This is a genomic window from Hymenobacter cellulosivorans (genome assembly GCF_022919135.1).
Taxonomy (GTDB): domain Bacteria; phylum Bacteroidota; class Bacteroidia; order Cytophagales; family Hymenobacteraceae; genus Hymenobacter; species Hymenobacter cellulosivorans.
Genome location: NZ_CP095049.1, coordinates 575,537 through 589,560, shown reverse-complemented (window position 1 = coordinate 589,560; position 14,024 = coordinate 575,537). Strand labels below are relative to the sequence as shown.

The window sequence follows — 14,024 nt, the reverse complement described above, 5'->3', positions numbered from 1 at the left end:
ATTAAGGAAGGCGAACCTCTTTGTTCTGAAGCATACGATAAATAGTGGACTTCCCGATTTGCAGCCGGGCCGCTACTTCCGGAATATTGCCGTTGTAGGTCTGCAAATACCGCTGCACAATGGTTGCCGTCTGCCCGCGCAACGACTCATCCTCGCCGGGTATAATAAGCGGAGGCTGGTTGGGCCGCTCCCCCCGTAGCGACAAGTCCTGGGGCCGGATGATGTCGCCCTCGGCCAGTACAGCAGCCAGCTCCACGACGGCCTTCAGTTCGCGCACGTTGCCGGGAAAATGGTACTGCAGCAGCAGGTTCTGGGCCTCAGCCGACAAGGTGCAGGCGGCCATGCTATTTAGCCGGCAAAAGTCACTTAGGAAGGAATTAGCCAATAAGAGGATGTCGTGGCCCCGCTCGCGCAGGGGCGGTAGCACGATGGGCAGCCCGAGCAGGCGGTAGTACAGATCCTCGCGGAACCGTCCTTCTTTCACCTCCAGGTTCAGGTCGCGGTGGGTAGCCACCATCAGGCGGGCATCGAAGGCAATGCGCTGACTGCCACCTACCCGCACCACTTCCCGCTCCTGCAATACCCGCAGCAGCTTGGCCTGCAGGCTCAGGTCTAGCTCCGAAATTTCATCCAGAAACAATGTTCCCTTGTGCGCTTCCTCAAACCGGCCGATGCGGCGGCTAATGGCTCCTGTAAACGCGCCTTTCTCGTGCCCGAACAACTCGCTTTCCAGCAGCTCGCTGGGAATAGCCGCCACGTTGACGGCCACGAAAGGCCCATCACGGCGCTCCGAGCGAAAGTGAATAGCTTTTGCCACCAATTCCTTGCCCGTGCCGGTTTCCCCACTCAATGACACCGAGATATTAGCCCGCCCCGCTTTGTCGATAAGCGCGAAGAGCTGCTTGATTTGGTCACTTTCGCCCAGGATGGCCCGCTGCGGATCGTATTTCTGGCCAATTTGCTCCCGGAGCCGCGCATTTTCGCGCCGCAGCAGCAGCTGTTTCTGCAGGTTGCCCACCGAATTCCAGAGCCGGTCGAGGGTTTCCTCATCTTTTACCAGGTAATCGTAGGCACCCTGGTGCAGCAGGGCAATGGCCGTGCGTACATCTTCCTGCCCCGAAATCACGATAACAGCCACTTCCGGTAGTCGCTCCTTGATCAGGCGCAAGGCTTGGTCGCCGCGCCCGTCGGGCAGGGAATAATCCAAGGTAATGAGGTCGGGCTTCTCGCCGAGGCTGTCGAGGCAGGCCTGCACGGTGGTAAAGCGCCGAATCTGGTAATCAGAGTTTTGGGACAAACGGTACTCCAGAACTTCTCCGTACCAGGCGTTATCCTCGACAATAAAAATAGTAACTACAGTAGAAACCGGCATAAGAAAAGAGGCGGCTAAAGGGCGGAAAATACTTCCGGATTATCAGATTGAGAAAAGTCTAATAGCGCGGAAATATTCAATTATTTTAAGCTGTATAAAGAAATTTACGGGTGGATACCCACTTGAAAACGCGAGTATAGGCCTAAAAACGGGGTTAGGCAAAATTTCTCAAAATGGGAAGTGCAATCCAGGAATGAGAAAGTATTGAGAATTTTATATATAACCAAGCAATTGGATTACAGGGGGTTAAATAATTGGATTAATAAGTGGCAGACCACTTGATAACCTATAAGCACCGGCTTGATGGTAAAGGCGGCTCACCTCCTCTTTCTTATATGCTACATTCTTTACGCTTCTCCAAGCGCCTGGTTGGTGCTTGCCTGACTACACTTCTGGCGGGTCACGCCACTTGGGCACAGGTTCGTCCGGGGTATTACTCTACTTTCGAAGCTCCGGTTGCCGCCGGTACTTACGCGGTGGAAGGCGCCGGCACCGGCTTGTGTCTGGGCTGCCTGGTCGTCAATCCCGAGCGGGCCGTGGATGACAACCTGGATAGCTACGCCGTTATTCAGAACACGTTGGGCGTGGTGGGAGGCGGGGTTTCGCTGAAGATGAACCTGTCCGGAATTGCTGCCCAAGGCTACCGGGCTGGCGTAGTGGTTAGTACCGGTAGCTTGCTCAATGCCAGTACGCTGGCTACGCTTACCTTGCGCACCTACCTCAACGGTACCTTGCAGCAGGAGCTCAGCGGTAGCGACGCTCTGGTAAGCAGCACCTTGCTCATCGACAGCCGCTACAACCTGGAGTTTGGAGCCACCAAAGCTTTCAATCAGGTTGAAATCGTGGTGGGTGGCCTGGCCAACGCGGTGAATACCCTGCGCGTACTTTACGCCTACGGCGTACCCGGGGCCCAGCAGCCAGTACGGGGCGTGGGCTACATCTCGCGCAGTGCCCAGCCGGCCGCCGGTGACTACGTGGTGACCACCAACGGCGGTAGTCCGGTGGCTGTGTGTGTAGGCACAGGCGTTGTCAACCCCGAGAATACCGTCGATAAGGACCTGAGCAACTACGCCACCATGACCACGGTAGCGGGCGTAAATAGCTGCTCGGCGGCCTTGCAGGTAAAGCTGGAGGGCACCGCACCGGCCGGTTACCAGGCCGGTTTTATGGTGGGCAACAACAGCGTAGTAGACGTCAACGTGCTCAATGAGCTGCAACTGACCACCTACCTCGACGGGGTGGTCCAGGAAAGCCGCCGCGGCGCCGGCTTGCTGCAGCTGACGGCCCTGCCCGACCAGCGCTACCAGGTAAGCTTCCGCTCGACGAAAGCTTTCAACCGGGTTGAGCTGGAGCAGAAGGCTTTGGTCAGTGCCCTGAATACGTTGCAGGTGTACTACGGCTTCGGGGTGGAGCCGCGCTTTTTCCACGACCTGACGCCGGTACTGTCTAACTTTGCGGCTCCCCAGCGCGGCACCGAGTACCAGGAATCGGCGAGCGGGCTGCTATGCTTGGGCTGCGGCTCCAGCAACCCCCAGAAAGCCGCCGACAACGTCTTTGCCGCCGGCGACTACGCCAGCGTCCGGTTTCCGCTGTCGACGCTGCTTACGTACCGGCTCAAGCTGCGCCTGAATGGGGCGGGTGGAGCTGGCAACCGGGCCGGCGTCGTGCTGCGTACCAATGACGGCGTGCTCAATGCCTCGGTGCTGCAGAACATCCGCATCAATACGTATTCGGGTAGCAGCGGCAACCAACTGGTGGAGTCGGCTTCGGGAACCGGGCTACTGGATCTGGGCCTGATTAATGACAACCGTCATGAGGTAGCCTTCCTGACCAAGCACGCCTTCGATTGGGTTGAAGTAGAGCTGACCGGCGGCGTGGGTCTGTTTTCAGATGCTCGCATTTACTACGCCTTTGCCGAAGACCCGCACCCGGCTTTCCCAGCCATCATCGGGCCGGCCTTGCCTCCGTCGGAGGCGCGTATCGGTCAGGGCGGCACTGCTGCTTCTGGAATGGCGCTGGATGTGTTTCCTAACCCAACCGGCAACGCCAAGGCCGCGCACGTACAGCTGGCTCAGCTACCCGCCACCGGCTCCCGTCTGCTGATGTTCAATACCTTGGGTCAGGTGGTGCGCCACGTAGCCGTGCCCGAGCGGTCGGGGGAATTGCCTGTGGCCGGGCTTGGCAGCGGCTTGTATCAGGTTGTGCTGGTTGACGGTCAAGGCAAGCGGCTAGCCACTCAGGCACTAGTGGTAACGGCACCTTAAGCAGCCGGAATATCCCTTCGAAAAGGTGCTGTCACGCTCAGTGGCAGCACCTTTTCCTATTTACCCCCGCCAAGCAAACGAACAAGTAGAGCTGCGTCTGCAAGTCAATAAGGACGAGCTTATGTCAAAACGAGAAAATCCCGGTATTTACTGCGTGATAAGCTCTTTTTACCAGGGTGTAGTTGCCAAATAACCAGTTGGTTATATTTTCTATACCTGTGAAGACGCACCTGGTTTTCCCATATAGAGACTGGTCTTTTCTAAAGCTGGGAAAGTATTAGAGGTTGCTGTTATATATAAGGTGTTGTGGTTCAGTGATATGTAGGCTGCTGTGGTGCTTGGCCATAGGCTTGTAAGAGAGCAGAATACCAGCCCGACAATACGGCTGCTTACTCTCTCACCATGAAAAGCCTCTACTACCTCCGAATCCTAAGCCTGTGCTTAGTGGGGCTGCTGCCGGGCCGTCACACCATTGCCCAAACGGAATCAGCCTATTATTCCACCTTCGCCACTCCGGTCAGCCCGGCCAACTACCGTACTAGCTCTACGGGGGCTGGGGTGTGCCTCGCGTGCCTAGTAGCCAACCCCGAGCGGGCCGCCGATACCGACCTGGAAAACTACGCCACTATCCAGAACACGCTCGGTGTGGTGGGTGGTGGCGTAGCATTGTCCCTGCGCCTATCGGGCACGGCCCCAGCTACCTACCGGGCCGGGGTAGTAATTAGCAGTGGTAATGTGCTCAATGCCAGTACGCTGGCTACACTCACGCTGCGCACGTATTTGAATGGCAACCAGCAGCAGCAGCTCCGCGCCAACGACGCACTGGTGAGCAGCACGGCCCTGTCGGATAGCCGGGTCCGGCTGGAGTTTGTGTCTACCCAGCCGTTCGACCAGCTCGAAATTTCCGTCGGTGGTATTGTCAACGGCGTCAACACCGTGCGGGTGCTTTACGCTTACGGCGTACCGACGAATACCCAGTTCACCACCGCCGTAGGTTACCTGTCCCGCCTTACCGAGCCCAGCACCAACGACTATAAGGTCACGACTGGTGGCGGGGCCGTAGCGGCCTGCGTGGGTACGGGCGTTGCCAACCCTGGCAATGCCGTGGACGCGGGGCTTAACAACTACGCCACGCTGACAACTGTGGCCGGGGTCAACTGCTCGGCTGCGCTGCAAGTAAAGCTGGAAGGTCCGGCTCCGGCCGGCTACCAGGCCGGTTTCGTGGTGGGCAATGGCGGCGTGCTGGACCTGAACGCGCTGAACTCCTTGCAGCTAACCACCTATCTCAACGGGGTGGCGCAGGAAACCCGCGCCGGCGCCGACCTGCTCCAGCTCACCCTGCTCCCCGACAATCGTTACCAGGTCAGCTTCAAATCGGGCCTGCCTTTCGACCGGGTTGAAATCAAGCAGTCAGCCCTGGTCAGTGCCCTGAATACGCTGCAGGTGTACTACGGCTTTGGCATCGAGCCCCGGGCCTTCGAGGATGATACCCCGGTGCTGTCGGACTTCACCACGCCCCGGCGCGGCACTGAGTACCAGGAGTCGGGTTCGGCCCTGGCCTGCATTGGCTGCAGCTCGAGCAATCCGCAGAAAGCTGCCGACAACGTTTTCTCCGAGTCGGACTACTCCGAAGTGCGGTTTCCGGTGGCGGCTCTGGGCACCTACAAGCTGAAGCTGCGGCTGAACGGGGCAGGCAACGCGGGCAACCGGGCGGGCATCGTGCTGCGCACTAACGACGTGCTGCTCAATACCACCTTGCTGCAGAATGTTCGCATCAATACCTACGGTGGCCTCAACGGCAGCCGCCTGCTGGAAAGCTCCACTGCTACCACGTTGCTGGATCTGGGCCTGGTGGGCGACAACCGCCACCAGCTGGGCTTCCTGACTACTCAGAACTTTGAGTGGGTGGAAGTGGAGGTAACCGGCGGTGCGGGTCTGTTCTCCGCCGCCCAGATTTTCTATGCCTTCGCCGACGACCCCAACCCCGACTTCCCCGCCGAAGTGGCGCCGCCGGCTATTCCTTTGCCCGTGGAATTGCTGGCCTTCCTGGGCCGCGCTGTGGAAAATGGAGTAGAGCTAACCTGGAAGACGGCCTCGGAGCAACGCAATGCGCATTTCCTGGTTGAACGCTCCCTAGGGGCGCAAACCGGCTTTACCTCCATCGGGCAGGTAATGGGAGCGGGCACTACCAACCGCGGGGCCAGCTACAGCTTCCGCGACGAAACCGCCGCCCGGCAAGGCCGCGTCCCGCTCTACTACCGCCTGCGCCAGGTCGACGAGGACGGCTCCGAGCACCTGTCGCCCGTGGTGGTGATAACCTGGAAAAGCCAGCAAGCAACGGCCGTGGAGGTGTATCCTAACCCCGCTGCCGAGGTCCAGCGCATCAACGTGCAACTGGCTGGCCTGCCAACCGAAGGAGCCAGCCTGCTGGTGTATGGCAACCTGGGCAACGTTATCTGGCGAGGCCCTGCCTCCAGCCAAGTCCTGGAGCTACCCCTTAATACGCTTAGCAAAGGTCTCTACCACGTCGTCCTTACCGATGCGGCTGGCCGGCGGCTGGCAAGTCAGCGGCTAGTAGTTACGGGCCGCTAAGCGTAGGCTCCCGCCAGAATTCTAGGACAGTGTATAGTCGCCTTCCCAAAAGCCCCGCTACATCGGTAGTGGGGCTTTTGTGTGCCCGGTGTCCTCAGGAAAAAAACCAAGGCAATCAGACTGGTGCGGTTCAGGTTATCATGAAAAAGTCCGATTCGTTTAAGCAAATGCGCGAGTACAATAAACAGGATATATACTAGATGAAGTATGTATAAAATTATGTTCTGCGGGTATGGATAGGAGGGAAGGGTAAACGCCCGTTTGGATGGTTTTTGATGGTTTTGTTGAAATAATTGCAATTGCAAAACGCATACGATAGAAGATTGATAGAACTGCATTTGTCAAGGGCCAGTAAAATGGTAATATTTCGGTAACGTCTTTCAAATGGGGTCCCGGCATCTTTGCGGCCGAATTGTGGCTTTCCTTCGTGCTCTTCCTTTCCTCTCTTTCTTTTCACCATCCAAAACTTCTTTCGAATGAAGCGTACCCTCTACCGCTTACTCAGCTGTGGTTTGCTCGGCATCCTCGCTGTTTCGTGTTCCAAGGACGAAACTGTAGCGCCTGCCAGTGCCCCTACGGCTGTTTCACAGAGTTTTGATGCCACCCGCGACAGTCACCTGACCATGGGCAACCCCAGCGGCGCTATCACCGATGCCACGAATTCGCCCAACAACTATTTGATGTCCAAATCCCAGTTTGCCCTCTCGTATAGCCGCGACAAAGGCAAGCCCAACTGGGTTAGCTGGCACCTGAGCAGCGCCTGGGTTGGCAGCACGCCCCGCCAGGACAACTTCTCGGCCGATGCCACCCTGCCTTCGGGCTGGTTCCGGGCCACGACCAGCAGCTACACTGGCTCGGGCTTCGACCGGGGACACAACTGCCCCTCGGCCGACCGTACCGGCTCCGTGGCCGATAACTCGGCCACTTTCCTGATGACCAACATGATGCCTCAGTCGGCCAACAACAACCAGAAGGCTTGGGCTAATCTCGAAAACTACTGCCGCACGCTCATCAACCAGGGCAATGAGCTCTACATTATCTGCGGCTCGTATGGCACGGGCGGAACGGGCGTCAATGGGTACGCTACGACGATTGCCGGCGGTAAGATTACGGTACCGGCCCGCTGCTGGAAAGTAATTGTAGTGCTGCCCGAGGGCTCCAGCGACGCCAGCCGCGTAACGACCAGCACCCGCGTTATTGCTATCAATACGCCTAATGACCAGTCGGTAGGCACTACCTGGGGCACCTACCGCACCTCGGTCGATGCCATCGAGGCTGCTACGGGGTACAACATTCTGTCGGCCGTGTCGAGCACGGTGCAGAGCACAATAGAGTCGCGCGTCGACAGCGGCCCTACGAGCTGATTTGCATAACGAAAAGCAAGGCAAAATCCTCTCGTTACGCGCTTGTAATGAGGGGATTTTCTCTATATTGTAGCTGCTCTATCCTGCTCAACGCCCATTGCCTTATTGCCATCCATGTATCATACAGCTTGTCGTACTCATCGAGTACAGTGAAAAGAGTGAAAGGTGAGGAATACCGGAAAGTCGCGCTGCAACGCGGCTTTCTGCGTTTTTGGCCTAATTGGCTGGTTGGTAACGGATTGATAATACCCCGATAACGCACGCCCAATATTCGGTTAGCAAATTTGTAAACGCCGGGCCCCCGTGGTGCCAGGCCGCTAGCAGGTACTGCCGATGGATTTTCTCTCCTCCTCCGTTTTTCCCTATCCTTCTTTTTTGGGCCGCCGCTCCCAGGAGCTGCTCCGGCCGGTGCTCAGCTACTTCAGTGGTGCGCGCGACCTGCAGCAGCTCTACGAGCAAACGGCGCATCTACGGGGGCGCGAGTTCATCGGGGCCTTGCTACGCCGCCTCAACATCACGGTGACTTACGATGCCGCCGAGCTACGGCAGCTTGCTACCACCAGCAGTTTCGTGGCCGTGGGCAACCATCCCTGCGGCCTGCTCGACGGGCTGGTACTGCTCTACGTGCTGACTGAGGTGCGCCCCGACTTCAAGCTGGTGGCCAACGAAGTACTGGCCCCGCTGCTCCCCCAGCTCGGCAACCACCTGATCCTGGTAAATCCGGAGCGGGCGGCGGCGGGGCAAAACGTACCTGGTGTGCGCCAACTGCTGCACTACGTGCATAATGAGGTGCCTATTGGGCTGTTTCCGGCCGGGGAAGTAGCCAGCCAGTTGCAGCCCTTTCGACCAGCGCTGGAAGCCGAGTGGCATCCTACCGCCGGCCGGTTACTTACTGCAGCCCACGTGCCGGTGATACCCGTGTGGCTGAGCGGGCACAATAGCCGGTCCTTCAACCTGCTGGGCCTGCTACACCCGTGGCTGCGTACGGCCCGCCTGCCCGCCGAACTGCTCAACAAGCGCGGCCAAACAATTCGGGTGCGGCTCGGCCGGCCGATTGCCGCCGCCGAGTTAGTTCGCCTAGCGGCCCCGGAACGGCTGGCCTACGTACGGGCCCGGGTATTTGCCTTGGCCACTCCCGCCGCGGCCCGCGTAGCTGTGCCGCTCGCGCCGCCGGTAGCCAGCGAAACAGCCTCCGAACTGATAGCCCGCGACATCAACGCGTTGCGTGCCTCGCGCTGCCTGGTTCGGTCCGGCAACTGGGAAGTGTATCTGGCCAGCAAAGCCGAGTTGCCCCACGTGCTGCGGGAACTGGGCCGCCTGCGCGAGCTAACATTTCGGCGTGAAGGGGAAGGCACTCAGCAAGCCCTGGACCTGGACCGCTACGACGACTATTACCGCCACCTTTTTCTGTACGACCGGGTCGCCCAGCGCCTGGTCGGGGCCTATCGCATCGGGCGGGGACGGGCTATTTTGCGCCAGCACGGCCGCCGGGGGTTTTACCTGCATTCTTTGTTTCGGCTGAAAAAAGAGCTGGAACCGTTTCTGGCCGAGTCGCTGGAGCTAGGACGCTCCTTCGTGCGGGCTGAGTACCAGAAGCAGCCTCAACCGCTGGCGCTGCTCTGGAAAGGCATTGCCGAATATCTGAGTCGCCACCCTGAATACCGCTACCTGATTGGCCCGGTTAGCATTAGCAATCGGTTTTCGAGCGTGTCGCGGGCCGTAATGGTCAACTTTCTGACCGAGCATTATTGGCGCTCCGACCTGGCGGCCCTGGTCAAGCCGCGCAAGCAGTTCCGCTACCGGCCCCTTGATGCCCAGGAAATGCCCGCCACCCTGCAAACCGGCCTGAGCAGCGTACAGGACCTGCACAAGCTCATTGCTACCTTCGAAGCCGGTGGAACGGGGATTCCGGTACTGCTGCGCCACTACCTCAAGCGCAATGCCCGCCTGCTGGGCTTTAACCTGGACCCAAACTTTTCCAATACTCTCGACGGCTTCATCGTGCTGGACGCCCGGGAACTGCCCGCCCGCACTCTGGACTTACTGGAGCGGTAGCCCCCGTTTGTCAATTGTTAATAACAAAAAAGCCCCGGGCGCATGTCAGGGGCTTTTTTGTCGTACTACATAATGTGCTTAGTTAGCGGCGGGCACGCCCACGCTGCTTTCCTCGGCGGCAGGCATCGTGTTCATGAAGGAGCGGAAGCTCATAGCGGCTTCACTAGCTAGGTTGTTGGCCTGGGCCGTCACGCGTCGGTCGTTAAAGGTTTTGTTATTGCCTTTCTCCGTGGCCAGGCGGGAGATATAGTCGCTGAGCATCTCGGTTTCTTCCGGGTTCTGCGGGTTGGGTACCAGGCGGAACGAGCCTACACTGTATTCGTAGCCTTTATCGCTAGCCCGGAATACGAAGTCGAAGCGGATGGTCTGCTCCATTTCTTTCCCATTGGTGGCCACCGGCTTTACTTTACCTGTGCCCGTAACGCGTACCGTCCCGGCAGCAGCGTCCGACTTGGGGCCCGTTTTGGGACCGTACGAAAAGTGGTTCTGAGCCCAATCGAGGGCGCGCTGGTAAAGCACTTCCTTGCCCACTTCGTCCGCCAAAACGTTCTCCGTGTAGCTTACAGAAGTCCCCGAACCAGTCTGGGCCATAGCTACCGGCGCGGTAGCAGCCAAGCAGACGAACATTAAACCAAACAGCACTTTTTTCATAGCAGTAGTAAAGGCAAAGCGTGAGTACAATATGACAGAAGCAAAAGGGGTTAAGTGGGAGTGTGAGGCTTATTAGTGCCGCAGTTGGTGTCTGCTAGGATAGCAGAAACCCAGCCTAAAAAAACCGGCGCACTAGCAAGCCAGCAGTTGAATCATCCCGGCGGGTTTCAGGCTGGGCACTGCCTAAGCAGCTCTACGCCAGCAGGAAGGGAGGGTAAGTTGTGAACTTGTACTTTGTTAAGTAAAGATGGTGCTATGGGAAAGGGTTGAATTTGAATTATGCTGAGAATACACAAAGATAATCAACCAGCTTAGAATGCGCAGGTCATTTTTTTGTTGCCAGCTATAATCTTGAAGATCATAATTTTGTGTGCCCTATATACTATAGTGCCGGCTCCTTGCCTGCGCCCTATTTTAGGCAGGGCTTAACATTTTGGTAACATAAACTTAATGTTACCAAATGAACAGCGCTGGTAACAATTAGTACTTTTGCGACGTGCTTCACCTCAATCAACAACATTTGATAGAGCGTGGAACCTTCCACGAGAACGTTCTGCGAGATGACCGAAAGGTTGTTTCCCCGTTGATGCTTTCGTTTTTATTGGTTTTGACCCTTTTGCCGCTCCGGTTTTCGAAGCGGTTTTTTTGTGCCCTGTCGGCTGGTTCGGCGGGCTGGGGCCGGCCGGTGCCTGAGCATTTTCTGACTATTCTCAACCCACACTGGTAAACCCCCATGAACGACACCACCCTCGCCCAGCAGATGGTAGTCGCCGCTCCTGCCGCCCCCCGCAACGTAAACCTGAACCTACACACAGACCCCAAGCGGATGGCCATTATCAAAGTATGGGACGCCATGTTCCACCGTCATCTGGTTGACCTTTTCCCGGAGCGCCCGGCCACTACCGGGCGCTCTACTTTTAAGACCGTCCGGGCTTACGCCCCGATTGTCTAAAGAAAAATATAACCTGCCGTCCTGAGCTGGCGGAGGAAGTTCTGCGTAAGGGCGCGGTAGGTTTTTGGTGAAAAAAGAGGCTGCCGTCCCTAATTCAGATTCCCTTCGTCAGTTCTGGATGGCATCTTTCTTTACTGAGCAAATCATGCAACTAGGAAACCTCACGCTGCAAAACCCTATCTGTCTGGCAGCAGCTTCGTGGCAGCTGGATGGGCCGGGCTACGAGCGGCTAGGCGCCATTTTTACCCGCACCGTCACGATGGAACCCAAGCCTGGGCTCTACGAGGAAGGTATCTGGCAGGTAAACGAGCAAACCCTGCTCAACGCCACCAATATGCGCACCGAAAGCGCCGAAATTTTGGTGCAGGAGCACTTGCCCCACCTGCTCAGCTACGGCGTGCCGGTGTTTGTCAGCATCACGGCGCCCGGCATTCCGGGCTTCCGCAAAATTGCCCGCTTTCTGGCCCGCGAAGTTGGTAGCCAGATTGCCGGGGTGGAAGTATACATTGCCCAGCCCGACACCGAAAAAGGAGCCGAACTCAACGCCAAGTTTGTGCGCGAGGCCACCCAGGCCGTGCGCAACGAGCTAGGGCCGGAGTCGGTACTCGTGGTAAAGCTGCCGCCGTGGCCCGAGCATATCCGGGGCCTGGCCCTGGGAGCTCAGGAAGGCGGCGCCACGGCCCTGGCCGCTACCAACGTGCTTAAAGCCCTGCACCTGTCCGACGACGCCACGGCTGCGCCCGTAACCGGCGGCCTGTCGGGCGAAGCGCTGCGGCCGGTAGCCCTGCGCTGCGTGTGGGAGCTGGCCCACGATGCTCGCATCACGCTGCCCATTTTCGGCACCGGCGGGGTTTTTACTGCTGCTCACGTGTCGGATTACCTGCGCTGCGGCGCCAGCGCCGTGCAGATTGCCAGCGGCGAGTGGCTGGACCCCGGCCTCTCGGCTCGCCTGGCCGCCGAATGCAGCCATTTGGTGCCGGCAAACTTGTAACGCGAAGTACCGCTTCGCGGGACGGCCAGGTTGTTTTGCTTTCCCACCCAACAGTTGTTCAACGCCTCACGAAGTATAACTTCGCGTACTCTCCCCACTCGAAAATGGAAAAGCTCATTCAACGCGCCCAGCAGGCCAACTCCCTGCTCTGCGTGGGCCTCGACCCCACCGGCGACGACCAGCAGGTAGCCCGCCGCCTGGCCGAAGTCATCGACCAGACCAGCCCGTACGCGGCAGCTTTCAAACCCAATCTGGCCTTTTTCCTGAGCCGGGAAGACGGAGTGAAGCTCTTACGCGAAACCGTACACCGTATTCCGGAAAGCATACCGGTGATTCTGGACGGTAAGTTTGGTGACATTGCCAACACCGCCGACCACTACGCCCGCTTTGCCTACGACGTCATCGGGGCTGATGGCGTGACGGTGAACCCCTATATGGGCGACGACGCCATTGTGCCCTTCGCCCGACCCGGCAAGATGGTGTTCGTGCTGGCCAAAACCTCCAACAAGCCCGTGCATTCCCTGCAGGACGTAGCCCTCACCCGCGGCGGCTACCTCTCGGATTACGCTGCTCAGGTAGCCCGCAAGCTCGACGGGGAGCACGGCGGTATCGGCCTGGTGGTGGGTGCTACCAACGCCGAAGCCGTAGCCCGCATGCGCCGCCTCAGCCCCGAGCAGTGGTTCCTGGTGCCCGGCGTGGGCGCCCAGGGCGGTGATTTGCAGGCTACGTTGCGGGCCGGTTTGCGGCCGGACGGTTCCGGGTTGCTGATTAACACCTCCCGCGCGCTATGGCAGGCCGCCGATGCGGGTGCTGCCGCCCGGGAGTTAGTGGAGCAGATCAATAAGTATCGGCCGGTGATGGCTTAAAGCTTCAGAACGCCATTCGGAGCGCAGTGAGACATCTTGCGGGCTAACATTTTCCAAGTAAGCGGATTACCATGGCCCGCGAGATATCTCCTTTTTGCTTGAAGTGCAGAATGGCCGACAGGACGGTCTTTTCTCAACAACGCCAGCCGTAGAGATGCTTCGGCAAGCTCAGCCTGGCATTCGGCTTAATAAGCCTTTCACTCCTTATATAGTATAGTGTCTTTCTCAGCTACCCCCCCGACCACCTTGACTTCCGAAACCCTGGAGCAGCAACTGTTGCAGGAAGATGCGCTGCTACGCGGCCACTTTCGTCTTTCCTCCGGCCTACACTCGGATACCTACGTGCAGTGCGCCCGGTTTCTGCGCCGCCCTGATCTGGCGGCTCCGGCCGCGGCGGAACTGGCCCGGCAGATTCAGCAGGCCGGCTTGCAGCCTGATGTAGTGGTCGGGCCGGCTATGGGCGGCGTGGTTATTGGCTACGAGCTGGCCCGGCAACTGGGTGTGCCCGGCATCTTCACCGAGCGCGACGATACCGGGCAGATGACCCTGCGCCGGGGCTTTACGGTGGAGCCGGGGCAGAAAATAATTATTGCCGAGGACGTGGTAACTACCGGCAAGAGCACCAACGAAGTAGCCCGGGTGTTGGAAGGACTAGGAGCAAAAGTTTTGGCCGTGGCCAGTTTAATTGACCGCACGGGTGGGCAAGCTTCACTTTCTTTTCCGAACTTTGCCCTGCTGCCGGTAACGGCGGCTACCTACGCACCCGATGATTGCCCGCTGTGCCGGGCAGGTATTCCGGTGGTAAAACCGGGCAGTCGGCCCGATAAAGCGTTTTCTTAAACCTACTGCGGCGCAAACGGCGCTGCGGCAAGGCATTTTCGGCGTACCCTGCGCGGGTATGCTTCCTCACGGTGGCC

Annotated in this window: 10 protein-coding genes; 8 read left to right on the top strand and 2 right to left on the bottom strand. The window is 58.4% G+C overall.

Annotation, left to right across the window (positions count from 1 at the left end; all coding sequences use genetic code 11):
- Nucleotide 1: 1 nt before the first annotated feature.
- The gene (locus MUN80_RS02525; protein WP_244719204.1) at nt 2-1,372 is read right to left on the bottom strand and encodes a sigma-54-dependent transcriptional regulator; all 1,371 of its coding nucleotides are present in this window, start codon (nt 1,370-1,372) and stop codon (nt 2-4) included.
- A 335-nt stretch (nt 1,373-1,707) separates the two neighbouring features.
- On the opposite strand from MUN80_RS02525, the gene MUN80_RS02520 reads away from it, so the two are divergent.
- The 4 genes from MUN80_RS02520 to MUN80_RS02505 all read left to right on the top strand — a co-directional run bounded on the left by MUN80_RS02520 (nt 1,708) and on the right by MUN80_RS02505 (nt 9,647).
- Nucleotides 1,708-3,636 carry a hypothetical protein gene (locus tag MUN80_RS02520; RefSeq protein WP_244719201.1) on the top strand — a complete coding sequence of 643 codons (1,929 nt, stop codon included), beginning with the start codon at nt 1,708-1,710 and terminating at the stop codon, nt 3,634-3,636.
- Between the two features lie 402 nt (nt 3,637-4,038).
- Nucleotides 4,039-6,228 (top strand): T9SS type A sorting domain-containing protein, encoded by a 2,190-nt coding sequence (locus tag MUN80_RS02515; protein ID WP_244719199.1) that lies wholly within the window; start codon nt 4,039-4,041, stop codon nt 6,226-6,228.
- A gap of 476 nt (nt 6,229-6,704) precedes the next feature.
- Nucleotides 6,705-7,592, top strand: coding sequence for a DNA/RNA non-specific endonuclease (locus tag MUN80_RS02510; protein WP_244719197.1), 888 nt, complete (start codon nt 6,705-6,707; stop codon nt 7,590-7,592).
- A 333-nt stretch (nt 7,593-7,925) separates the two neighbouring features.
- Entirely contained in the window at nt 7,926-9,647 is a 1,722-nt protein-coding gene (locus MUN80_RS02505) for a bifunctional lysophospholipid acyltransferase family protein/GNAT family N-acetyltransferase (protein ID WP_244719195.1), read from the top strand.
- A gap of 78 nt (nt 9,648-9,725) precedes the next feature.
- Here the strand turns inward: MUN80_RS02505 and MUN80_RS02500 are convergent, their stop codons facing one another.
- Entirely contained in the window at nt 9,726-10,298 is a 573-nt protein-coding gene (locus tag MUN80_RS02500) for a DUF4468 domain-containing protein (protein WP_244719193.1), read from the bottom strand.
- Between the two features lie 733 nt (nt 10,299-11,031).
- On the opposite strand from MUN80_RS02500, the gene MUN80_RS02495 reads away from it, so the two are divergent.
- The 4 genes from MUN80_RS02495 (at nt 11,032) to pyrE (ending at nt 13,947) form a co-directional block, all read left to right on the top strand.
- Nucleotides 11,032-11,250: a hypothetical protein gene (locus MUN80_RS02495; protein WP_244719191.1), complete on the top strand. Its 219-nt coding sequence runs from the start codon at nt 11,032-11,034 to the stop codon at nt 11,248-11,250.
- A 145-nt stretch (nt 11,251-11,395) separates the two neighbouring features.
- A complete protein-coding gene (locus MUN80_RS02490; protein WP_244719189.1) occupies nt 11,396-12,241 on the top strand; it encodes a dihydroorotate dehydrogenase in 846 nt (281 codons plus the stop codon).
- A 104-nt stretch (nt 12,242-12,345) separates the two neighbouring features.
- Nucleotides 12,346-13,107, top strand: a complete 762-nt coding sequence (gene pyrF / locus MUN80_RS02485; protein WP_244719187.1) for an orotidine-5'-phosphate decarboxylase — start codon at nt 12,346-12,348, stop codon at nt 13,105-13,107.
- Nucleotides 13,108-13,353: 246 nt separating this feature from the next.
- Nucleotides 13,354-13,947, top strand: a complete 594-nt coding sequence (pyrE, locus tag MUN80_RS02480; RefSeq protein ID WP_244719184.1) for an orotate phosphoribosyltransferase — start codon at nt 13,354-13,356, stop codon at nt 13,945-13,947.
- The last annotated feature ends 77 nt before the right edge of the window (nt 13,948-14,024 follow it).

Bases quoted from the DNA above. Each gene is read 5' to 3' on its own strand.
- MUN80_RS02525 (WP_244719204.1), bottom strand. From the start codon at position 1,372: ATGCCGGTTTCTACTGTAGTTACTATTTTTATTGTCGAGGATAACGCC.
- MUN80_RS02520 (WP_244719201.1), top strand. From the start codon at position 1,708: ATGCTACATTCTTTACGCTTCTCCAAGCGCCTGGTTGGTGCTTGCCTG.
- MUN80_RS02515 (WP_244719199.1), top strand. From the start codon at position 4,039: ATGAAAAGCCTCTACTACCTCCGAATCCTAAGCCTGTGCTTAGTGGGG.
- MUN80_RS02510 (WP_244719197.1), top strand. From the start codon at position 6,705: ATGAAGCGTACCCTCTACCGCTTACTCAGCTGTGGTTTGCTCGGCATC.
- MUN80_RS02505 (WP_244719195.1), top strand. From the start codon at position 7,926: ATGGATTTTCTCTCCTCCTCCGTTTTTCCCTATCCTTCTTTTTTGGGC.
- MUN80_RS02500 (WP_244719193.1), bottom strand. From the start codon at position 10,298: ATGAAAAAAGTGCTGTTTGGTTTAATGTTCGTCTGCTTGGCTGCTACC.
- MUN80_RS02495 (WP_244719191.1), top strand. From the start codon at position 11,032: ATGAACGACACCACCCTCGCCCAGCAGATGGTAGTCGCCGCTCCTGCC.
- MUN80_RS02490 (WP_244719189.1), top strand. From the start codon at position 11,396: ATGCAACTAGGAAACCTCACGCTGCAAAACCCTATCTGTCTGGCAGCA.
- pyrF (WP_244719187.1), top strand. From the start codon at position 12,346: ATGGAAAAGCTCATTCAACGCGCCCAGCAGGCCAACTCCCTGCTCTGC.